A 20200-nucleotide genomic window follows, 5' to 3' on the forward strand; every position below is an offset into this window, starting at 1 on the left:
ACGAGGTACACGAAGACGGGTTGGAGACCGAGGACGCAGCGCCGGCACGGGCGCAGGTTGCGATTGACGCGGCCGGAGTCACGGGGCGCGCGCCCGACGCCGACGAGGCCGGCCAGGCGGTCCGGGCAGTCCGGGCGGCCGCAATGGCTCAGATCGCCAGGGGAGGGGGCGAGGAGATCCGCGCTCAGCAGCGGGCCGACGCCGGGCGTGCTGTCGCTCACTGCGCCAAGGTCGTGGTCGCGGAACCTGAACGACATTACGCCTTCCAGTTCGGAGACCCAACCACCGAACTGGCCTGACTGCGCGGGCTGCACATGCGCATGGGGCGCCTGCTCAGCGTCACCGCGACCGAGGCAGGCATGGGCCTGTGGATTCCCGTGGACGAGCGGAACCCCAGTCATGACCAGGCGGCGACCCCGTCCTGGCGAGCCGAGGCGGGCCCCGTCGCCCTCGACACGTTCGGACACCACATGGACCTGGGCTACCTCGGCGGCATGCACTTCTTGTTTGACGCACCTGCCCGGACACTCCGTGCACCCATCGCTGCGACTGCTGAACCCCTGTGCTGTCAGGCGGAGCAGGCCAAGTCACGCTCGGCTACTGGTCGGAGAGCCCCTTGGCGGGGCGCTCAAGCCTGCTACAGTCTCCATACAAAACAGTATGGTATGGAGTGGGCGATGACGGACACCGGTAAGGAACCCTGGCTGACGGAGGGCCTCGCCCTGCTCGCGGAACAGGGCGCCCAAGCACTGACGCTCGAACGGCTCTGCGAGCGCCTCGGCAAGACCAAAGGCTCCTTCTACCACCACTTCGGCTCGATGCCGAAGTACCGGACGAGCCTGCTCGCTTACTTCGAAGCCGGGTTCACCGCCGCGATCATCGACGCCGTCGAGCGGTCCGACGCCGGATCCGGGCGAGAAAAGCTGGAACGGCTGCTGCTGAAGGTGGCCTTGCGGGATGGCCCGGAGCTGGAGATCGCCATGCGGGCCTGGGCCAAGCAGGACCCTGAAGCCAAAGCCGTCCAGGCGCGCGTCGACGAGACCAGGACCGCGTACCTGCGGACCTTGTGCGGGCAGGCCGGCTTCGCCGATCCGGACCGCATGGCGAAGTTGCTGTACGTGGTGCTCATCGGGGCCGGGCACCTGACGCCGCCGCTCCCGTCGGCCGAGGTCGTCGGCTTGTACGAACTCTTGTTGTCGTCCGACCAAACGGTAATTGGCTGATACGCAGGATCCCTTGAAAGGAACCAGCATGGCTCTCTCGATCCCTTCGCAATCCCCGATCCCAGCTGCGAACGGCCTGCTGAGGTGGGTTCCGAGACTCCTGCTCTTCGCCGCCGGGATGCACTCGATCGTCGCCGTCGTCGGCGCGTTCAGCGTCTGGGGCGACATCACGAAGGCCGGCGTCATCGACGCGGTCGGCTCCTACGACGACCGGGCCTTGGTGCTGTGGTTCACGGTCTGCGGGCTGGCGCTCGCCGCGTTGGGCACGCTCACCCAGTGGATCTTGCGGACGGTTGGCAGGCTTCCGCGTCAACTCGGCTTTTGGCTACTGGCGATGGGCGCACTGATAACCGCGCTCCAACCGGTGTCCGGCGGATGGCTCGTCATCGGGATCGGCGGGCTCGCGCTGGTCGCAGCTCGGCAGAGTGGGGAGAAGGCCGATGCGGCATGAGGTCGTGGGTGCGATCTCCGCGGTGACTCGCTAGCCTGCGGGATCAGATTGACAATCCCAGCGATCGCGACAGTGGACGACGGGCTCGATCTGCTGCACGCGCTGATGGCCACCAACGTCGCCAAGCTCAAGGCCCTGCCGCAGCTGCGGCCGGCGGTGAAGAAGGTCGCCTCGGCGGTCGACGAGCTGATGACGGCGCCGCCAGCGACCGAGTCCGGCGAGATGGTCTCCGTGGTGGACACGCTGTCAGCGATCGATCGCCCGCCTCTCTCCGCTCCAATTCGACCACATCAACTTCCTGGGCCGGTATGCCTTCACCCGGCCGCCAGTGCCGCGCCTGCGGCAGCTTCGCGACCCGCACAGCGACGAGGAGGACGGGTAGGCGCGGGGCCCGTGGAGTCCTGGGCGGGCCGGCGGAGTCACCTGCCGATGACTCCGTCGGCCCGCCCTTTTGTCGGCCTGGGGTCGAGTTCACCGACCCACGCGGTACGGGTCGCTGCGTGCGGAGCTGTGTGTTGCCCGGTCGCGCGCTCGGCGAGGCTGGTGGGCGATGGGTGGGCGCGGACGTCGGCGGCGGGCGGTCCCGCGCCTCGTTGATGACGAGGGAGGGATGTGAAGCCTGGCTAGGCTTCGGTCCGCCTCTCCAGGCGACTACCGCGCGGCAGGGTCACGGACATGATGTCGCTGGGGCGGTCCAGTGCGATGCGGTGCCATCGCCCGCGCGGGACGATGGCCGCCGTTCCGGCCGCCAGCTTGATCTCCTCCTCCTTCCCTCCCGGCTGCTCCGGGCGGAAGCAGAGACGTATCCCGCCGGTGAGGCAGGACACGAGTTCGTCCGCGGCCAAGTGGACTTCCCAATGGTCGCCGTGGACGTCCGCGTCGGTCTCCACATGGAAGGTCATCAGCTGCCAGCCGTCCCGCTCGGAGTCGAACACGGGTTCCTCGGCGCGCACTTGACCATCGTGGTCAAAGCGAATGAAGGAGGAGAAGAGATCGATCGGGGCAACAGTCATGCCGAGACATCCATTCTGCGAGTTCATCTGGTGGGTTGTGTGCATGGGCGCTGCCTGGTCGGCCGTGGCCGTCTCACTCGGCCAGGGCGCGGCGCAGGGCGGCGGTGAATGCGGCGAGCTGCCGCTGAGACACGTCGGCGGACACGACCGCCAGTGAGCCGCGGAAGGTGCCCGGCCACTGGTGCGGTTCGACCAAGACGCCTGTCTGCAGCATGCGGCGCGCGTAGGTGATGCCCTCGCCGCGGAGCGGGTCGAACTCGGCGGTGGCGGTGTAGGCCGGGGCGAGTTTGGGCAGGCCGTCGGGACCCCGGCCGGGGCGGCGTACGGTGCCCTCCCCCGGCTTCTGGCAGACACCCTCCAGCCCGGTCAGCCGTACATCGCCACGCGGTAGAGAGCCGCAAGCGCGTCGTCGATGGGATGGGGCTGCGGCTTGCCGGAGGAGTCGAGCCTGTTCCATCTCTGCAGGTTCACCGCGATGGACATCTGCCGCCGACCGTCGGCACGGGTCATGGCCAGCGCTCCACCACCCCAGACCGTGCCGCCATTGCCCCAGAAGGTGCCCTGACCGGGAGCCTCCATCGGCAGCAGTCCGAGGCCGTATTCGATCGTCTTCCCCTCCTGGGAGACGACCGGGACGGTGCGTTGCATCTGCGCCAGCGACGACGGGCTGACGATCTCGCCGGCCAGTAGCATCCCGAAGAAGCGGTTGAGGTCCGTGACGGTCGATATCAGCGAGCCCGCCAGCCCCGTCCACGACATGTCGAAGACGCTGTAGTCGCGCGGCGGGTCGATCATGCCGAACCACGCCTCGTAGAGCTGCGAGTGCGGGCCGCTGATGTGCGGTTCGGTCGGGAGTTCGGTGTGCCGGAGTCCGGCGCGCTCGATGACGTTCCGGGTGATGTACTGCTCGGCCGTCGTGCCCGTCACCTGTTCCAGGAGTTCGCCGAGGAGCAGGTAGTTGGTGTTGGAGTACACCCCCAACGGGCCGCCCGGGGCGCCGACGGCGGGTGCGGTGACCCCCATCTCGATCAGTTCGGTGCGATGGAACCGCGTGAACCGGTTGTCGTCCATGCTCTGAGGCCCGGTGTCCGCGAGGACGGGCAGCGCCTTGAGGGAGGGGTACGCGTACGGGAGGTACTCGGCGAGACCGCTGGTGTGGTTGATCAGCATGCGGACCGTGATCGCGTCACCGCGTTCTTTGGGAACCAGCCTCGGAAGGTACCGGCCGATCGGCGTGTCGAGACCGATCTCACCGCTCTCGACCTGCTGCAGAACCGCCGCGGCGGTGAAGGTCTTGGTGATGCTGCCGACGCGGTGCCGCATGTCGGCGGTGACGGGGCGACCGGTGGCGACATCGGCGACCCCGGCGGCGCCGCGCCAGACCTGGTCGCCATCACGCACCTCGGCGAACAGGCCCGGCATCCCGGCGCGATGGACGTTTTCCATGGCGGTGTTCAGCTCCGCGGGATCCAGCGGGTTCCTCACAGCATGCGTCCTTTCGTATTCCCCGGGGTGAGCTCCATGTCGGTCGCCCGCCCCGGCTGACGGGGCACGAGTGGCACGCCGACCCGCTTGCTGCCGGGTCGCCCGGCGCGCCCATGTCCTCATTATGCACGCGGTGCGTGCAACACCAAGTGCATGGGTTAGACTGAGTCCGACGAGAGGGGTGAAATGGCAGGTCGCAGGCGTTGGTCGACCGAGGAAATCCTGGATGCGGCAGCGGAGTTGCTGCGCACCGGTGACGCCGAGTCCTTCAGCGTGCGCAAGCTCGCCGCGGTGCTCGGGACCGATTCCTCCAGCCTTTACCGGCACTTCCGCAGCAAGACCGAGCTGCTGCGCGCGGTCGCCGACCGGATCCTCCTGGCCTCCATGGATGGCTACCGCGCCGAGGGCGACTGGAAGCAGCGCATCACCGCCCTGGCCCTGCGCGTCAGAGAGGCGTTCGGCCAGCAGCCGCAGCTTGCCGCGGTCTGGGGACGGTACGCGTCAGGCGGCGCCGGTTCCCGGCTGGTCGTGGAAGAGGTGCTGCAGGCTCTGCGCGCGTCGGGGCTGCCCGATGAGGAGATCCCCGCGCGCTACCACCGGATCGCGGTCCTCATCGCCGCGTTGATCGCCTCCGAGGCCGGGGTGAGCACCATCACCCCGGAAGAGTACGAGCAGGGCATGGAGCTGTTCCGCGTCGCGGTACTCGGCGCCGACCCCGAACGCTTCCCCGCCCTGGCCCACTTCGCACGCGACGTCCGCCCCCTCGGGGTGGATCGCCGCGCCGCGTTCGAAGAGATCCTCGCCGCCCAACTCGACCACATCGAGGCCGCAATCTCCCGGGCCGGCTGACCGGCTCGTGAGTGTCGGCAAACGACCGCCTGCCGGCACTCAGGCCCGTGATCACGAACCCGCAGGTGGGCGCTGCCGGCAACTCGCGTCGCAACTCAACGTCGGTGAATGGTGCGGCCCATAGATTCCGATACATGCTCGTCGGCTACGCGCGCCGGTCTCGGCCGCCGACCAGAACCCCGATCATCAGATCGACGCCCTGCTGCGGGCCGGGGTCGACGCAACCACATGCGCGTCGACACCGCGAGCGGCGCGAAGGCGCCCCGGCCGGTGCTCGACCTCGTGACGAAGAACCCCGACCTCCTGGACGAGGTGCCCGAGCTCCAGGACCACGCCCGCGAGCTGGTCCGCTCCCGCCAGCACCCCGGCCACCCGCTCGGCACCGGTGGCCGTCGCCACGACGAACTCCCATCGCCAGGTTTGAGCAGGCGGGGACGGCCTCCCGCCCACCGAGGGTCCGTCCAAGCAGTTCAGGCCGATGTTGTTGAACCGGCGGATAACGTCCCAGGATGGTGTCCTCGTAGCGGCCCGCCGCATCTTGATCATCACGCGGCGGTTCTACCGGCCACCCCGCGCCGGAGACAGGGCCCGGAGCAGCAGTCCACTCCCCCGGGCCCTGTCATTCACCGCCGAAACGCCACTGCACCTCCGCAGTGGGCCCCGGAGTCGAACTGCTCGTCGTCAGTCGGCCATGGGGTCCTCGTACGCCCTATTGGCGGGGTTGAGAGCGAAGGGGTGGTTGCAGTGTCCCGGCGGCAGGTCGATGTCGTAGACGGTGCCCGGAGGGCAGTCGTAGTCGGCGCGGAGCATGATGCCGTCCTCCTCGTAGCACCGGTAGAACTTCTTGACGTCATTTTGGTGGGGGAAGTAGCCCTCCTCGACGCAGCCGGAGCTCTGCATGACGGGCGCGGCGAGCGCTGTCTGCCCCACCGCTGGGGCGAGGACGGCGGTGAGGGCCAGCGCGGCACACGTGGCGAAGCGGGAGATGAACGAGGTCACAGGAAGCCTCCATCGTCAGGCAATGGTGATCACCAACCCAACGAAGCACCCACCCGGGGAGATACGGACCGGCGGCCCGCCCGGCACAGCCGCGGTCAGCCGACTTGCGCGGCCTCGGCACGGCGGGGGTGCAGCGCCTCGCAGCTGATGCCGCCGCGGGGGTACCGCTCCATCACCGGCACGACAGCCCGATCGTGCTCGGCGCACCAGTCGACCGGGACCAGGCTCCCGCAGTCACACCGGCGGCACGCGCACCCCTGCGCCGAGCCGGCGGACGGCCCCCAGGTCGGACCACCCCGCCCGCCGTCCCCCGGGCCGGGTCCGTTGATCTGGCACGCGGCCGCCGAGCCCAGGCGCCCAGAGACTGGCCCGCTTTCCTGAGGGACCAGACCAACGAGGAGGACGGCAGGGTGCCTGCCCGACTGACCCCCGCGTCACGTACGGCCCCATGGTCAGCGTGGCCGCCTGTCCAAGTACTTCGGTCGGACAGGCTGACCCCTGGAGAGCCCCTCCGGTTCCCGCTTCGCGCGTCGGACCGGACGGGCGCCAATCACGTGGCGGGTCAGGGGTAGGGGCTCCAGCGTCCGAAGCGGGCCAGCAGCGAACGAGTCTGATCCACGTTGAGCCCGAGCGCCGCGGGCACCTGTTCCGGTTCCTGGGAGCGGGATGGTGCGGCGGGTGACGTCGGCGAGGTGGCTGTCCCAGTCGTCCATGCAGCGGTCGGCGTCCCCGATGCCGGCCTCGCGGAACGGAGGTCGGCGAGCCCGGGCCAGTCCACGGTGTGGCGGTCGCCGGTCCAGCCGCATGAGCACTCGGCGTGCAGCGCCGCCGCGCGGGGGCGCTCCGGCCAGCTGCCGCCGTCGTAGACACTCCAGTGCGCGACATCGTGTCCCGTGCTGGAGGAGCCGTCGAAGTACGCCGGCTTGGGGACGCTCCCGTCGGCCAGGAGCACACCCACCCGGCCACCCCGCACCCCTCCCGCATCCGGTCCGGTCGTTGCCGTTCCCGGGGACGACGATCCCGCACCCAGGGCGGGACAGGTGGAGGAAGGGGAGAAGTCGACCCTGCAGTTCGCCGGGCTCGCCTGGTCGCCGCTGCGGGTCGGGCAAAGACCAGCACCTGGCGTGCACCGCAACCCCGTCGCCTGACCGCGCGTCGCCGGAAACGCTTCGGGCGGGGCTGCCCGAAGCGACGGGGCCGCCGTGCTCGTCGTCACCTTGCGGCCCGGTCGTCGCCGGTGCCTCCGCGGTTTAGGCGACGCCTGTCTTGTCGTTGATCTGGAAGGTGATGACGTCGACTTCGTCGGTTCCCGCCAGATCCGGGTAGTGGCCCTTGAGGCCCTCCCGGAGTTCGGTTGCGGTCGTCAGCCCCTCGGCTTGGGCGTCCTGGTCGGTGAGGTCGCTGACCAGGCAGTGCCTGATGCCGGTCACCTCTGCCGGCAGGACGACTTCGGGGTCGCTCTCAAACACCAGCCGTGCCGGCCCGAGCTGGGCCGGGTCCCGGAAGCGGGTGGTCTTGGTCTTGGCGCCGGAGCGGACGTCTTCGAGGTAGCGGGGGTTGAACCGGATGATCGGGGGACCGGCCGTCTCGGGGTCTTGGTAGAGCGATGGGTCGAGACCGTTCATGCCTTCCGGGGTCCACCGCTGAGTCAGCGGCATCAGGTCGGCGGCGAGAACGGACCTGGGCCCCGCGGGCGTGGGCACGATGACGCGCATGGTGGGGTAGCAGTCCACGAAGACCTGCCGATCGCGCCCGCACGGGCCGATGACCCCGCGCCCGTGGTTTCCCACGGCAACGATGCAGCGCAACTGGCGGGCGCCTTGGGCTCGTGCGGCTCCCAGAGCCACGAGCTCGGCGCAGGGTCCGCCGGTGAAGTGGTAGAGGTTCACGCCGGCGAACATCCGGTAGTCGGCGGCCATGACCGCGGCGCCCATCGTGTGGATCCCGTCTTCGTCGGGCCCGGCGTCGGTATGCGCGTCTATCGTGCGGCGTGCCAGCTCCACGAGCTCACGCTCGTCATCATCGAGAGCTCGTGCAGATGACGGTACGTACATGTTCAGCCTTCCTTCCGGCAGCGGTCGCCGAAGATCATTCCACCCCACGCAGGTGGGCTCCACGGGATTTCGGGTGCCTTGACTGGGCCCCTACGGTGGTCCCGTGGGCAGGGATGGAGCGCCCTGGCTGAGGCTGGTCGTGGTCACGGACGACCATCCCGGGCCGCGGCTCTGCCGTGGCTGTGGTGGCCCATTGATGCCGACGGTTAAGGCGGCGGCGATGGTCTGCGCGTCGGTGTGCCGTCGCGGCACTGGCGGCGGATGCGGCGGGCAGGCGCGAGGGCCCGGGCGGTGCAAGGTGCCGGGGCTGCCACCTGCCCGGGGTGTGGGGTGTCCTGGACCGTTGGCGTCAAACGTGCTTCTTCGGCAGCGTACTGCTCTCCCGCCTGTCGCAAACGGGCCTGGCACAGACGGCGCACGCAGCAGCGTGGGATGGGAGACCGCGCATGTGATGGTCCGTGAGGGCGAGTTGGCGGCCCCCGCCCGCCGGCGTCCGGCGCCACCCGTACGACCTCCTGAGGTTCCGGACCGGGATGGGCTTCCGCCTGACGGAAACGGTAGCGACCTGGCATCGGACCGGGTGCCAACGTTCGGGGTGTCCGGAACGCTCGCAGCCGCTCAGGAGTTGCCATGGCCGACGCCCCCGTCGACACCGTCGCCTCGGTACCCGTAGCCGTCGTCGGCGCCGGGCCCGCCGGCCTGATGCTGGCGCACCGGCTCGGGCGCGCGGGCGTCGAGACGATCGTGCTCGACACCCGCACCCGGCACGAGATCGCGACGACACAGCGGGCCGGGATCCTGGAGGCCGACGTGGCCCGGGACCTGGTCGAGACCGGTGTCTCCGACCGGATCCTGCGGGACGGCCACGAGCACGAGGGCATCGAGCTCCGGTGCGGCGGCCGGGCGCACCGGATCCACTTCAAGGCCCTGGTGGGCGAGTCGGTGTGGCTCTACCCGCAGACCGACGTGTTCATCGACCTGGCCGACGCGCGGGAGCGCGACGGCGGCACGGTCCACTTCGGTGTCAGCGACACAGAGGTCCTCGACATCACCACCGACGCCCCGCGGGTCCGCTACACCGCGCCCGACGGGTCCCGGCACGAGATCCGGGCGCGGTACGTCGTCGGCTCCGACGGCTCGCGGAGCATGTGCCGCGACCTGGTGCCGGAGGACCGGCGGGTGCGGTACGGCAAGGAGTATCCCTTCGCGTGGTTCGGCATCCTCGCCGAGGCGCCGATGAGCGCGCCCGAGCTGGTCTACGCCCACTCCGAGCACGGTTTCGCGCTGATCAGCCAGCGCACGGAGGCCGTGCAGCGGATGTACTTCCAGTGCGCGCCCGACGAGTCCGTGGACGATTGGCCGGACGACCGCATCTGGGAGACCCTCCAGGCGCGGGTGGCCGGTGAGGACGGCTTCCGGCTGAAGGAGGGGCCCGTCATCGAGAAGACGGTGCTGCGGTTCCGGTCGTTCGTGCAGGAGCCGATGCGCTGGGGCTCGATGGCGCTCGCCGGGGACGCCGCGCACACCGTGCCGCCGACCGGTGCCCGCGGGCTCAACCTGGCGCTGCACGACGTGAAGATCCTTGCCGATGTGCTGCTGCGGGCCCTTGCCCGCGAGGGCGAGGCCGCGCTGGACGAGTACCAGCCGCAGGCCCTCCAGCGGGTGTGGCGGGCACAGAACTTCTCGTACTGGATGACTCGGCTGCTCCACACGGCGCCCGGCGCCTCGGCCTTCGACCTGCGGCGCCAGCTCGGCGAGCTCGACAACGTGGTGGGCACGCGCGCCGGACGCGCCTACCTCTCGGAGCAGTACACCGGCTGGCCCCTCAGCTCCCGGGGCTGACCACGTCCCCGGCCCGGCCGGCTCCCGCCCGACACCCCAGGAGACCCCCCGTGATCATCGACTGCCACGGTCACTTCACCACCGCGCCGCCGCAGCTGGCCGAGTGGCGCGACCGCCAGATCGCGGCCGTCGGCTCCCCCGCGGACGCGCCCGCCCCCGACGACCTCGTCATCACCGACGACGACCTGCGCCGGGCCGTGGAGGACAACCAGCTGCGCCTGATGGACGAACGCGGCAGCGACCTGACGGTCTTCTCCCCGCGGGCCAGCTTCATGGCCCACCACATCGGCGGCTTCCAGGTCTCCTCCACCTGGGCACGGATCTGCAACGACCTCGTCCACCGCGTCAGCACGCTCTACCCCGACCGGTTCGCGATGGGCGCGATGCTGCCGCAGTCCCCCGGCGTCGACCCGTCCACCTGCCTGCCCGAGCTGCGCCGCGCGGTCGAGGAGCTCGGCGCGGTGACGGTCAACCTCAACCCGGATCCGTCGGGCGGCCGTTGGACGGCGCCGCCCCTGACGGACCGGAGCTGGTACCCCCTCTACGAGGCGATGGTCACGTACGACATCCCCGCCATGATCCACGTCTCCACGTCCTGCAACCCGGCTTTCCACACCACCGGCGCGCACTACCTGAACGCCGACACCACGGCCTTCATGCAGCTCGTCCAGGGCGATCTGTTTGCCGACTTCCCGACGCTGCGGTTCGTGATCCCGCACGGCGGGGGCGCCGTGCCGTACCACTGGGGCCGGTTCCGCGGACTGGCGATGGCGCTCGGCAAGCCGGATCCGGAGGCACTGCTCGACAACGTCTTCTTCGACACCTGCGTCTACCACCAGCCCGGCATCGACCTGCTGACCCGGGTGATCCCCAGCCGGTCCGTCCTCTTCGCCAGCGAGATGATCGGCGCGGTCCGCGACATCGACCCGCGCACCGGCCACCACTTCGACGACACGAAGCGGTACGTCGACGCCACCCCTCACCTGTCGGACGAGGAACGCGCCGCCGTCTACTCCGGCAACGCCCTGCGCGTCTACCCCCGACTCGCCGCCCGCCTCGCCGCGGCCGGGCGCTGACCCCAGGAGAACACCCATGGAACACACCGAGATCGGCGTCGTCCACACCAAGATCGAACGCGCAGATCCCGAGGCCGTCGCCGAGCTGGCGAAGTACGGCGTCGCGACGATCCACGAGGCCATGGGCCGTGTCGGCCTGATGCGCCCCTACCTGCGCCCCGTCTACCCGAAGGCCCGGATGTGCGGCACCGCCGTCACCGTGCTGCTCCAGCCGGGCGACAACTGGATGCTGCACGTCGCCGCCGAGCAGATCCAGGACGGGGACGTCGTCGTCGCGGCCTGTACGACCGAGAGCGAGGACGGCTTCTTCGGCGAGCTGCTCGCCACCTCCTTCCGCGCCCGGGGTTGCGCCGGCCTCGTCATCGACGGCGGTGTTCGCGACGTCGTCGACCTGGAGGCAATGGACTTCCCCGTCTTCTCCCGCGCGGTCAACGCCAAGGGCACGGTCAAGGCCACCCTCGGCTCGGTCAACGTGCCCGTCGTCTGCGGCAATGCCCTCGTACGGCCCGGCGACGTCATCGTCGCCGACGCCGACGGCGTCGTCGTGGTACCGCGCGAGCGGGCCGCCGAGGTGGCCGCCGCCTCGGCCGCCCGCGAGGCCCGCGAGGAGGGCAAACGCACGCAGTTCCGCGCCGGGAAGCTCGGCCTGGACATGTACGGCATGCGCGGCCCGCTGGCCGAACTCGGCCTGCGCTACGAGGACTGACGAGTACTGACGAGGACGGACCAGAACCCATGACGACCGACTTCGAGAAGACCCCGGGCTGGCTCGACTGGTACGCCGGCCCGAGCCGGCCGCGGTTTCGGCTCCCCGAGGGCGCCGTCGACGCGCACTGCCACGTCTTCGGCCCGGGCGACGAGTTCCCCTACGCCCCCGAACGGAAGTACACGCCCTGCGACGCGTCCAAGGACCAGCTCTTCGCGCTCCGCGACCACCTCGGCTTCACCCGCAACGTCATCGTGCAGGCCACCTGCCACGGCACCGACAACCGCGCCCTGGTCGACGCCCTGCGCGCCTCCGGCGGACTGGCCCGGGGCGTGGCGACGCTCCGGCCCGACGTCACGGACGCCCACGTACGGGAGCTGCACGAGGCGGGCGTCCGCGGGGTGCGGTTCAACTTCGTCAAGCGGCTGGTGGACGCGGCCCCGAAGCAGGACCTGCGGGACATCGTCGAGAAGATCGCGCCGTATGGCTGGCACGTCGTCGTCTACTTCGAGGCGGCCGACCTGCCGGGCCTGCGCGACCTCCTCCTCTCGATACCCGTCCCGCTGGTCATCGACCACATGGGCCGGCCGGACACGGCGAAGGACCCGGAAGGGCCCGACTTCGAGGCGTTCCTGAACCTCATGCGGGCCCGGCCGGACATCTGGTGCAAGGTCACCTGCCCGGAGCGCCTGACGGTGAGCGGCCCGCCGGCCCTCGGCGGGGAGCGGCACGCCTACCGCGACGTCGTCCCCTTCGCCCGGCGTGTGGTCGAGGAGTTCCCCGACCGTGTCCTGTGGGGTACCGACTGGCCGCACCCCAACCTCACCGACCACATGCCCGACGACGGGCTGCTCGTCGACTTCGTCCCGCACATCGCGCCGACACCGGAGCTCCGGCACAAGCTCCTCGTCGGCAACCCGACGCGCCTGTACTGGCACGACGCCGACTGACCCGCCCCACGATTGGAGCCCCAGCATGTCGCTGGACAAGACCTACAAGCTGGTTCCGGGGACGACCGTCTTCGACGCCGAGCAGTCGGCGAAGGGGTACCACCTCAACCAGTTCTGCATGTCGCTGATGACGGCCGAGAACCGTGCGGCCTACCTCGCCGACGAGCGTGCCTACCTGGACGCCTGGCCGCTCCGGGAGGAACAGAAGCGGGCGCTGCTCGACCGCGACCTCAACGCGGCGATGCGCGAAGGCGGCAACATCTACTTCCTCGCCAAGTGGGGCGCGACCCTGGGGTTCTCGTTCCAGCAGATGGCGGGGTCGATGACCGGCATGACCGAGGAGGAGTACCGCGCGATGATGGTCGGCGGCGGCCGCCCGGTAGACGGCAACCGCATCGACCACGCGGTCCTGGAAGCGGCCCACGCCGATCCGGCGCCGCCGGTCGAGCACGCCGTGATCACCGGCGCGGTCTTCACCTCCCATGTGCCGGCGATCGGCGCGGCGATGGACCACGCGAAGACCGAAGAGCCGTACTGGCGACCGGTCTTCGAGGGCTACGCGTTCTCCAGGCAGTGGGAGCGGGAGAACGTCCCCGATGTGATCTTCCTGGTCTACAACGACCACGCCTCCGCCTTCGACCTGTCCCTGATCCCCACCTTCGTCCTCGGGACCGGCGCCGCCTTCCCCACCGCCGACGAGGGTTACGGGCCCCGGCCCGTACCCGGCGTCGAGGGCGACCCGGACCTGGCCGCGCACATCGCGCACTCGCTCATCAGGGACGACTTCGACCTCACGCTCGCGAACGAGCTGACGGTCGACCACGGCCTGACCGTCCCCCTGTCGCTGATGTTCGGCGACGTCGGGAAGTGGCCGTGCAAGGTGATCCCCTTCCACGTCAACGTGGTCCAGTACCCCGTCCCCTCGGGGGCCCGCTGCTTCGCGCTCGGCCGGGCCCTGCGCCGGGCGATCGAGTCGTACGACCGGCCGCTCAAGGTGCAGGTGTGGGGCACCGGCGGCATGAGCCACCAGCTCCAGGGCCCGCGCGCCGGCCTCATCAACCGCGAGTGGGACAACGCCTTCCTGGACCGGCTGGTCACCGACCCCGCCGGGCTGGCCGGGGTACCCCACCTGGAGTACGTCGAGGAGGCCGGCTCGGAAGGCATCGAGCTGGTCATGTGGCTGATCGCCCGCGGCGCGATGAGCGACGTGGACGGCACCGGCGACGTCGAGGTCAAGCACCGCTTTTACCACGTGCCCGCGTCCAACACCGCCGTCGGACATCTGATCCTGGAAAACCACCCCCGGGCCGAGGGGCCCGCCGAAGGAGAGAACTGACATGACCGACGACCGAACCCTGCGGATCGCCCTGGCCGGCGGCGGCGCCTTCGGCGCCAAGCACGCGGCCGCGCTCCGCCGCATCGAGGGCATCGAGGTGGCCGCCGTCGTGAGCAGCAGCCCGGAGCGAGCCCAGAAGTTCGCCGCCGAGCAGGGCGTCGCACGGGCCGCCGCGTCCCTGGACGAGGTACTCGCGATGGACGACGTCGACGCCGTCGTCCTCGCCACCCCGACCCAGCTGCACGCCGCGCAGACCCTGGCTTGCCTGGATGCGGGCAAGCACGTGCAGACCGAGATCCCGCTCGCCGACTCCCTCGCCGACGCCGAGGCGTGCCAGGCCGCACAGGAGCGCACCGGTCTGGTCGCGATGGTGGGCCACACCCGCCGCTTCAACCCGAGCCACCAGTGGGTGCGGCGCCGGATCGAGGCCGGCGACTACGACATCCAGCAGATGGACGTGCAGACGTACTTCTTCCGGCGGGAGAACCTCAACGCGCTCGGGGAGCCGCGCTCCTGGACCGACCACCTGCTGTGGCACCACGCCGCGCACACCGTCGACCTGTTCGCCTACCAGACCGGCTCGCCGATCGTGCAGGCCAACGCGATCCAGGGCCCGGTCCACCCCGAGCTGGGCATCGCGATGGACATGTCGATCCAGCTGCGCGCGGCGAACGGCGCCATCTGCACGCTGTCGCTGTCCTTCAACAACGACGGCCCGCTCGGCACCTTCTTCCGGTACATCGGTGACACCGGCACCTACATCGCCCGGTACGACGACCTGTTCACCGGCAAGGACGAGCCGATCGACGTCAGCGGTGTCGACGTGTCGATGGACGGCATCGAGCTCCAGGACCGCGAGTTCGTCGCGGCGATCCGCGAGGGCCGCGAGCCGAACTCGTCCATCGCCCAGGTCCTTCCCTGCTACCGGACGCTGGCGTCGCTGGAACAGCAGCTCAGCGGCTGAGGGCGGGTCGGGGGGAGCGGTACCGACACGGAGGTGGGTACCGCTCCCCCCGACCCGCCCTCTGGTAGGCGGAGAGTTCCGGTGCCTGCGGGCCTGGAGGGTGGCCCGCGAGCGTGCGTGGGGTGATCCCTACCGCTCCGGCTCACCCGGCGCACGCACTGCCGGTGTGTGTCGCCGGACGCGGCAGGCGACGGGGTCTCGCCTCACGGCACGGGGCTGGTCAGGCGTAGTGGCGGTAGACGGCCTGGGCGACGCAGGCCGGCTTGTCGCTGCCGTCGACCTCGACGGTGAACGTCAGCGGCATCTGGACACCGTTGCCCTTGACCTCCTCCACCGTGCCGACGGTGCCGTGGAGGCGGATCTTCGCCCCGACGGGGACGGGGCTCGGGAAACGGACCTTGTCCAGGCCGTAGTTGACGCTCAGCTTGGTACCGGTGATCGTGAGCAGCTCTCCGAAGAGCGGAATGATCAGGGAGAGGGTGAGGTAGCCGTGGGCGATGGGGCCGCCGAAGGGGCCTTCCTTGGCCTTCTCCGGGTCGGTGTGGATCCACTGGTGGTCGTCGGTGGCGTCGGCGAAGGTGTTCACCCGTTCCTGGGTGATCTCGAGCCATTCGGTACGGCCGAGGTCGGCTCCGGTGAGGGCCTTGAGTCCGTCGAGGCCGTGGGCGGTGGCGGGCATGGAGGATCCTTTCGATGGCAGAGGCGACATGTCAGCGGGGCCTCTGAGAGCGTGCTGCTCAACGTGGGTCACGGGTGGGGGCGCTCGGCGGGACCTGTCGCGTAGGCATCGCGCAGGGCGGGCTTGATGATCTTCCCGGAGGCCGTGCGGGGCAGCGCTTCGGTCACGACGAGGGACTTGGGGATCTTGTACTTGGCGAGCCGGCCGCGGAGGTGGCCGAGGAGGTCGTCCTCGTCGGCGCGGACGCCGGCTTCGAGGACGACGACGGCGCGGCCGACCTCCCCCCAGACCGGGTCGGGCACTGAGATGACCGCGCACTCGGCGATGGCGGGGTGGGTGAGGAGGGCGTCCTCGACCTCGGCCGGGTAGACGTTCTCGCCGCCCGAGACGAACATGTCCTTGACCCGGTCGACGATGTAGGCGTAGCCCTCGGCGTCGGTTCGCGCCACGTCACCCGTGCGCAGCCAGTGGCCGTCGGTGAAGGCGGCCTCCGTGTCCTCGGGCCGTCCCCAGTAGCCGGTCATGACGTTGGGGCCGTGGACGAGGATTTCGCCGGGCTCTCCCGGGCCGGCCTCCCGACCGTCGGGGCCGACGACTCGCGTGTCGGTGAAGAAGTGCGGCACTCCGGCGGAGCCCGCCTTGACCGAGGTCTGCTCCCGGTCCAGGAACAGGACGCCGGGGGACGCTTCGGTCATGCCGTAGCCCTGGCTGAAGGCCAGGCCGCGCTCGAGGTACGCGGCGATGGTGCGGGCGGGCACGGGGGCGCCGCCGCAGTTGAGGGTGCGCAGGCTCGACAGGTCGGCGGTCGCCCAGCGGGACCGGGCGGCCATGGCGTCGTACATGGTGGGGACGCCGAACATGTACGTCACCCGCAGGTCCTCGATGAGCTCCAGGACGCGCTCGGCGTCGAAGGCGCCGAGGAGGACCACGCGGCCGCCCTTGAGGAGGGTCGGCAGGCAGGTCATGTTGAGACCGGCGGTGTGGAACAGCGGGGCGACGACGAGGGTGACCTCGTCCCCGGACAGGTCGGTGTCGACGAGGACGTTGAGGCTGTTCCAGGTGATGTTGGCGTGGGAGAGGACGGCGCCCTTGGGGCGGCCCGTGGTCCCGGAGGTGTACATGATCATGCACGGGTCCTCGGGTGCCACGGCCTCGTCCAGCGGCCCGCTCCGGGCGCCGGCGAGCAGCTCCTCGTAACCGAGGGCGCCGTCCTCGTCGGGGCCGGCCAGCGCGATCCGGTGGCGTGCGTCCGCCTCGGCCGCCGCGGCCCGGGCCGGCCCGTCCTGCTCGGGTCCGTGGACGAGGACGGTGCTGCCCGAGTCGGTCAGGTTGTAGGCCAGTTCCGGGGCGGCGAGCCGGGTGTTGAGGGGGACGAAGACCGCTCCCAGGCTCCCGGCGGCGAACAGGGTCTCCAGGAACGCCGGGTGGTTGGGTCCGAGGTACGCGATCCGGTCCCCCCGCGCCACGCCGAGCGCTCGCAGGGCGTGGGCGAGGCGTTGGACGCGTCCGTGCAGCTCGCGGTAGGTGAGGGTGCGGTCCTCGTGGACGACGGCCACCCGGTCGGGGGTCTTGCGGGCCCGGCGCGCCGGCCAGGAGCCAATGCCTTGGTTCAACACGGCGTCTCCTTCAGTCCGTGGTCAGACCGAGCAGGCGGGCGGCGTTCTCCTTGAGGACCTTCGGCCGGACCTCGGGCTTGATGTCGAGCTTCTCGAAATCCGCGAGCCACCGGTCGGGGGTGATGACGGGGTAGTCGGAGCCGAAGAGGACCTTGTCCTGGAGCAGGGTGTTGGCGTAGCGCACGAGCTGCGGCGGGAAGTACTTCGGTGACCAGCCGGAGAGGTCGATGTACACCTGCGGCTTGTGCGTGGCCACTGCCAGCGCCTCGTCCTGCCAGGGGAAGGACGGGTGGGCCAGGATGATCCGCAGCTCGGGGAAGTCGACGGCCACGTCGTCGACCAACATCGGGTTCGAGTACTTCAGCCGGATGCCGCCGCCGCCCGGGACGCCGGCGCCGATGCCGGTCTGGCCGGTGTGGAAGAGCGCGGGCACGCCGAGCTCCTCGATCGCCTCGTACAGGGGGTAGGCGAGCGGGTCGTTCGGCGAGAACGCCTGGATGCTGGGGTGGAACTTGAAGCCGCGTACGCCGTGTTCCTCGACCAGGCGGCGGGCCTCGCGTACGCCCGCGCGTCCCTTGTGCGGGTCGATGCTCGCGAAGGGGATGAGCGCGTCGGCGTGGGCGGCGCAGCTCTCGGCGATCTCCTCGTTGGAGATCCGCGGATGCCCGGTGGCGTGTTCGGCGTCGACGGTGAACACCACCGCCGCCATCCGGCGCTCGCGGTAGTGGTCGGCCATCTCGTCGATGGTCGGCTGCCGGTGTCCGTGGGCCTTGAAGTATTTCTCGGAGGCGCCGAACAGCTCCGGGCTCAGGGCCCCGTGGCCGTCCTTGGAGATCTCCGCGTGTGTGTGCACGTCGATGGCGGTGAGCCGGTCGAGGTCGAGCGCCAGGTCGCCCATGGTCACGCCGCCGGCGCCTGGGGCGCGGGGATGCCGTAGGTTTCGGGCTCGGAGCCGACACCGTCCGGCCACTCGGCGGCGATGGCGCCTGCGCTCCAGCCGCCCTCGGCGAAGGCGACCGCCTTCTCCTTCGGGTGCGCCCACAGAGCCAGCCGGTCCCCGCCGATGCCTATGGCCTGGCCGGTCACTCCGTCGGAGTCGTCCGAGGCCAGGAAAGTGATCAGGGAGGCGACGTCCTCGGCGGTGCCGAGGCCCTCGTCCTTGCGCAGCCAGTCCGGCAGCGGCTTGCCGGTGCGCTCGGACTCCTCGATGACCGGGGCGAAGGCCGGGATGGTCTTGGTCATCTCGGTGGCGGCGACCGGCACGACGGCGTTGACGGTGATGCCGGCGCGGCCCAGTTCCATGGCCCAGGTGCGGGCCATGGCGACGATGCCGGCCTTGGCGGCGGCGTAGTTGGTCTGGCCGAAGTTGCCGCGCTGGCCGGCCGGGGAGGAGATGAGGATCAGCCGGCCGCCCGTGCCTTGCTCGCGCATGCGGACGGCGGCGGCGCGGGCGCAGGTGAAGGTGCCGCGCAGGTGGACGCGGACCACGTCGTCGAAGTCCTCGTCGGTCATCTTCCACAGGACGCGGTCGCGCAGGATGCCCGCGTTGGTGACGAGCACGTCCAGGCGTCCGAACTCCCGAACCGCCGCGTCCACGAGTTCCTGCGCCGCCGCGCTGTCGCCCACCGCTGCGACGACACCTGTCGCCCTGCCGCCCCCGGACGTGATGGAGGTGACGGCGGCGTCGACAACGGCCTGGTCGACGTCGTTGACGACGACGGAGGCGCCGGCCGCGGCGAGGGCCTGCGCGTACGCCAGTCCCAGACCGCGCCCGCTGCCCGTGACCACGGCGACCTTGCCCTGAAGATCCATGAGAGGTGCCTCTCGTAAGTAGCGTGAGGGAATGCCGAAAACGCCGGCACGAGCCGGGATCGACAGGAATCCTGATAAAGCCAGTCTGGGTATCAACAGGAATCCTGTCAATGTTTTAGGGTGGGAGAGGCGGCCACCCCGGCGGCAGCGATATGCCCCGTCCACGCGGACGATCACCACTGGAGGACGAACGTGAGCACCTCGCTGCTCTACCTGCTCAAGAGGACGGAGCTGGCGGTGCGCGCCCGCCTGGAGGAGCTGCTCAAGCCCACCGGGATCACGGCGTTGCAGTACACCGCCCTCACCGTGCTGGAGCGGCACGACGGCATCTCCGCCGCACAGCTCGCCCGCGACTCCTTCGTCACCGCCCAGACGATGGCCGACATGGTCCGCGCACTGGAGAGCCGCGACCTCATCCGCCGCGAGCCCAATCCCGCCAACCGCCGCGAACGCCTCATCCTGCTCGCCGACCCGGGGCGACGCCTGCTCGCCGAGTACGCCGAGCCGGCCCGCGCCCTGGAGGAGCGCATGGTGGCAGACCTGACCGCCGAGGAGATCGGCGCGCTCCGGCAGGCCCTGGTCAGTGCATGGCGATCCCTGTCGTAGCCAGGGTGGCGGCGGCTGCGCCGTGGCCCGCGGACATCGCACGGGCCACGGCCGGACCACTACTTGAGCGCGTACATGCGAATGATCACGGCATGGTCGCCATCCGGGCGGGCGAGCCCGACGAAGACGGTCTCCGCGAGCCAGCGATGGGCGGGGGCGTCCGTACGGAAGACCGGCGACGTGCGGTAGTAGTGGCCGGCCTCGGAGACCTGCACCTCTCCGTCGAACTGGTCCGGGGTGTCGGCCTTGGGCCGGTAGTAGCCGCGGTTGACGATGTCGATCACGGCTCCGTCCTCCGCCTGAAGCAGGTAGCGGGCCTCCAGCTCACACACCTCCCCGCGCGTACTGCTCCAGTCGCCTCCGCCGGGAAGGACCGTGCCCCGCAAGCGAGGACCGTCCACGACGCCCCCGGTGATGGGGGTGAATTCGGTGACCTCTCCGTCACCGTTGCCGATGTGCAGCGTGTCGGACACCTCAGCACGGATCTCGAACGCGAAGTCGAGGGCGGGCGTGAAGGACATGGCAGTTCTCCGCTTCTG

The 20200-nt window shown here is 70.3% G+C and carries 23 protein-coding genes and 1 pseudogene; 11 read left to right on the top strand and 13 right to left on the bottom strand.

Annotation, left to right across the window (positions count from 1 at the left end):
* Positions 1-20: 20 nt before the first annotated feature.
* The 3 genes from ACIP5M_RS08875 to ACIP5M_RS08885 all read left to right on the top strand — a co-directional run bounded on the left by ACIP5M_RS08875 (position 21) and on the right by ACIP5M_RS08885 (position 1674).
* On the top strand, positions 21-299 hold the full coding sequence (locus ACIP5M_RS08875) for a hypothetical protein (protein WP_401193836.1): 279 nt from the start codon (positions 21-23) through the stop codon (positions 297-299).
* 378 nt (positions 300-677) lie between these two features.
* The gene (locus ACIP5M_RS08880) at positions 678-1223 is read left to right on the top strand and encodes a TetR/AcrR family transcriptional regulator (RefSeq protein ID WP_401193838.1); all 546 of its coding nucleotides are present in this window, start codon (positions 678-680) and stop codon (positions 1221-1223) included.
* Between the two features lie 28 nt (positions 1224-1251).
* On the top strand, positions 1252-1674 hold the full coding sequence (locus ACIP5M_RS08885) for a DUF6463 family protein (RefSeq protein WP_401193841.1): 423 nt from the start codon (positions 1252-1254) through the stop codon (positions 1672-1674).
* A 623-nt stretch (positions 1675-2297) separates the two neighbouring features.
* Here ACIP5M_RS08885 and ACIP5M_RS08890 read toward each other — a convergent pair.
* The 4 genes and pseudogenes from ACIP5M_RS08890 to ACIP5M_RS08905 all read right to left on the bottom strand — a co-directional run bounded on the left by ACIP5M_RS08890 (position 2298) and on the right by ACIP5M_RS08905 (position 4172).
* The gene (locus ACIP5M_RS08890) at positions 2298-2627 is read right to left on the bottom strand and encodes a cupin (RefSeq protein ID WP_401193844.1); all 330 of its coding nucleotides are present in this window, start codon (positions 2625-2627) and stop codon (positions 2298-2300) included.
* 133 nt (positions 2628-2760) lie between these two features.
* Positions 2761-2901: a hypothetical protein gene (locus ACIP5M_RS08895; RefSeq protein ID WP_401195113.1), complete on the bottom strand. Its 141-nt coding sequence runs from the start codon at positions 2899-2901 to the stop codon at positions 2761-2763.
* A 9-nt stretch (positions 2902-2910) separates the two neighbouring features.
* Positions 2911-3144 (bottom strand): annotated as a pseudogene (locus ACIP5M_RS08900) (hypothetical protein); the annotation flags it as partial.
* Entirely contained in the window at positions 3054-4172 is a 1119-nt protein-coding gene (locus ACIP5M_RS08905; protein ID WP_401193847.1) for a serine hydrolase domain-containing protein, read from the bottom strand. The gene ACIP5M_RS08905 and the pseudogene ACIP5M_RS08900, both read right to left, overlap by 91 nt.
* Positions 4173-4358: 186 nt before the next feature.
* Between ACIP5M_RS08905 and ACIP5M_RS08910 the strand changes: the two genes are divergently transcribed.
* On the top strand, positions 4359-5021 hold the full coding sequence (locus ACIP5M_RS08910; RefSeq protein WP_401193850.1) for a TetR/AcrR family transcriptional regulator: 663 nt from the start codon (positions 4359-4361) through the stop codon (positions 5019-5021).
* A 186-nt stretch (positions 5022-5207) separates the two neighbouring features.
* Here the strand turns inward: ACIP5M_RS08910 and ACIP5M_RS08915 are convergent, their stop codons facing one another.
* The 4 genes from ACIP5M_RS08915 to ACIP5M_RS08930 form a co-directional block, all read right to left on the bottom strand.
* Positions 5208-5420 (bottom strand): hypothetical protein, encoded by a 213-nt coding sequence (locus ACIP5M_RS08915; RefSeq protein ID WP_401193852.1) that lies wholly within the window; start codon positions 5418-5420, stop codon positions 5208-5210.
* Positions 5421-5702: 282 nt separating this feature from the next.
* Entirely contained in the window at positions 5703-6020 is a 318-nt protein-coding gene (locus tag ACIP5M_RS08920) for a chitin binding peritrophin-A domain-containing protein (RefSeq protein ID WP_401193854.1), read from the bottom strand.
* Between the two features lie 562 nt (positions 6021-6582).
* Complete coding sequence (locus ACIP5M_RS08925) at positions 6583-6978, bottom strand: hypothetical protein (RefSeq protein WP_401193857.1); 396 nt, start codon at positions 6976-6978, stop codon at positions 6583-6585.
* A 292-nt stretch (positions 6979-7270) separates the two neighbouring features.
* Complete coding sequence (locus ACIP5M_RS08930; RefSeq protein WP_401193859.1) at positions 7271-8023, bottom strand: ASCH domain-containing protein; 753 nt, start codon at positions 8021-8023, stop codon at positions 7271-7273.
* A 681-nt stretch (positions 8024-8704) separates the two neighbouring features.
* Here ACIP5M_RS08930 and ACIP5M_RS08935 point away from each other — a divergent pair.
* From ACIP5M_RS08935 to ACIP5M_RS08960, 6 genes are read left to right on the top strand one after another with little or no spacing between them, the layout of a single operon-like run.
* Entirely contained in the window at positions 8705-9916 is a 1212-nt protein-coding gene (locus tag ACIP5M_RS08935) for a 4-hydroxybenzoate 3-monooxygenase (RefSeq protein ID WP_401193861.1), read from the top strand.
* A gap of 50 nt (positions 9917-9966) precedes the next feature.
* Positions 9967-10992: an amidohydrolase family protein gene (locus tag ACIP5M_RS08940; RefSeq protein WP_401193864.1), complete on the top strand. Its 1026-nt coding sequence runs from the start codon at positions 9967-9969 to the stop codon at positions 10990-10992.
* A gap of 16 nt (positions 10993-11008) precedes the next feature.
* The gene (gene ligK, locus ACIP5M_RS08945) at positions 11009-11698 is read left to right on the top strand and encodes a 4-carboxy-4-hydroxy-2-oxoadipate aldolase/oxaloacetate decarboxylase (RefSeq protein WP_401193867.1); all 690 of its coding nucleotides are present in this window, start codon (positions 11009-11011) and stop codon (positions 11696-11698) included.
* A 29-nt stretch (positions 11699-11727) separates the two neighbouring features.
* The gene (locus ACIP5M_RS08950; protein WP_401193870.1) at positions 11728-12648 is read left to right on the top strand and encodes an amidohydrolase family protein; all 921 of its coding nucleotides are present in this window, start codon (positions 11728-11730) and stop codon (positions 12646-12648) included.
* Between the two features lie 25 nt (positions 12649-12673).
* A complete protein-coding gene (gene ligA / locus ACIP5M_RS08955; protein WP_401193872.1) occupies positions 12674-13984 on the top strand; it encodes a protocatechuate 4,5-dioxygenase subunit alpha in 1311 nt (436 codons plus the stop codon).
* 1 nt (position 13985) lies between these two features.
* Complete coding sequence (locus ACIP5M_RS08960) at positions 13986-14948, top strand: Gfo/Idh/MocA family oxidoreductase (protein WP_401193875.1); 963 nt, start codon at positions 13986-13988, stop codon at positions 14946-14948.
* 220 nt (positions 14949-15168) lie between these two features.
* Here ACIP5M_RS08960 and ACIP5M_RS08965 read toward each other — a convergent pair whose 3' ends face one another.
* The 4 genes from ACIP5M_RS08965 to ACIP5M_RS08980 form a co-directional block, all read right to left on the bottom strand.
* On the bottom strand, positions 15169-15627 hold the full coding sequence (locus tag ACIP5M_RS08965; protein ID WP_401193877.1) for a MaoC family dehydratase: 459 nt from the start codon (positions 15625-15627) through the stop codon (positions 15169-15171).
* 68 nt (positions 15628-15695) lie between these two features.
* Positions 15696-17243 (bottom strand): long-chain fatty acid--CoA ligase, encoded by a 1548-nt coding sequence (locus ACIP5M_RS08970; protein ID WP_401193880.1) that lies wholly within the window; start codon positions 17241-17243, stop codon positions 15696-15698.
* Between the two features lie 10 nt (positions 17244-17253).
* Positions 17254-18141, bottom strand: coding sequence for an amidohydrolase family protein (locus tag ACIP5M_RS08975; RefSeq protein ID WP_401195049.1), 888 nt, complete (start codon positions 18139-18141; stop codon positions 17254-17256).
* Between the two features lie 2 nt (positions 18142-18143).
* Positions 18144-19055 carry an SDR family oxidoreductase gene (locus tag ACIP5M_RS08980; RefSeq protein ID WP_401193882.1) on the bottom strand — a complete coding sequence of 304 codons (912 nt, stop codon included), beginning with the start codon at positions 19053-19055 and terminating at the stop codon, positions 18144-18146.
* Positions 19056-19247: 192 nt separating this feature from the next.
* On the opposite strand from ACIP5M_RS08980, the gene ACIP5M_RS08985 reads away from it, so the two are divergent.
* The gene (locus tag ACIP5M_RS08985; protein ID WP_401193885.1) at positions 19248-19661 is read left to right on the top strand and encodes a MarR family winged helix-turn-helix transcriptional regulator; all 414 of its coding nucleotides are present in this window, start codon (positions 19248-19250) and stop codon (positions 19659-19661) included.
* 59 nt (positions 19662-19720) lie between these two features.
* On the opposite strand, the gene ACIP5M_RS08990 is transcribed toward ACIP5M_RS08985, so the two are convergent.
* A complete protein-coding gene (locus tag ACIP5M_RS08990) occupies positions 19721-20182 on the bottom strand; it encodes a DUF3237 domain-containing protein (protein WP_401193888.1) in 462 nt (153 codons plus the stop codon).
* Between the last annotated feature and the right edge of the window lie 18 nt (positions 20183-20200).

Source organism: Streptomyces sp. NPDC088762, assembly GCF_044750905.1.
Classification (GTDB): Bacteria; Actinomycetota; Actinomycetes; order Streptomycetales; family Streptomycetaceae; genus Streptomyces.

Excerpts from the sequence above, each read along its gene's own strand:
- ACIP5M_RS08910 (WP_401193850.1), top strand. The coding sequence starts at position 4,359 with ATGGCAGGTCGCAGGCGTTGGTCGACCGAGGAAATCCTGGATGCGGCA.
- ligK (WP_401193867.1), top strand. The coding sequence starts at position 11,009 with ATGGAACACACCGAGATCGGCGTCGTCCACACCAAGATCGAACGCGCA.
- ACIP5M_RS08975 (WP_401195049.1), bottom strand. The coding sequence starts at position 18,141 with ATGGGCGACCTGGCGCTCGACCTCGACCGGCTCACCGCCATCGACGTG.
- ACIP5M_RS08935 (WP_401193861.1), top strand. The coding sequence starts at position 8,705 with ATGGCCGACGCCCCCGTCGACACCGTCGCCTCGGTACCCGTAGCCGTC.
- ACIP5M_RS08880 (WP_401193838.1), top strand. The coding sequence starts at position 678 with ATGACGGACACCGGTAAGGAACCCTGGCTGACGGAGGGCCTCGCCCTG.
- ligA (WP_401193872.1), top strand. The coding sequence starts at position 12,674 with ATGTCGCTGGACAAGACCTACAAGCTGGTTCCGGGGACGACCGTCTTC.
- ACIP5M_RS08960 (WP_401193875.1), top strand. The coding sequence starts at position 13,986 with ATGACCGACGACCGAACCCTGCGGATCGCCCTGGCCGGCGGCGGCGCC.
- ACIP5M_RS08980 (WP_401193882.1), bottom strand. The coding sequence starts at position 19,055 with ATGGATCTTCAGGGCAAGGTCGCCGTGGTCACGGGCAGCGGGCGCGGT.
- ACIP5M_RS08885 (WP_401193841.1), top strand. The coding sequence starts at position 1,252 with ATGGCTCTCTCGATCCCTTCGCAATCCCCGATCCCAGCTGCGAACGGC.
- ACIP5M_RS08990 (WP_401193888.1), bottom strand. The coding sequence starts at position 20,182 with ATGTCCTTCACGCCCGCCCTCGACTTCGCGTTCGAGATCCGTGCTGAG.
- ACIP5M_RS08950 (WP_401193870.1), top strand. The coding sequence starts at position 11,728 with ATGACGACCGACTTCGAGAAGACCCCGGGCTGGCTCGACTGGTACGCC.
- ACIP5M_RS08895 (WP_401195113.1), bottom strand. The coding sequence starts at position 2,901 with ATGCTGCAGACAGGCGTCTTGGTCGAACCGCACCAGTGGCCGGGCACC.
- ACIP5M_RS08965 (WP_401193877.1), bottom strand. The coding sequence starts at position 15,627 with ATGCCCGCCACCGCCCACGGCCTCGACGGACTCAAGGCCCTCACCGGA.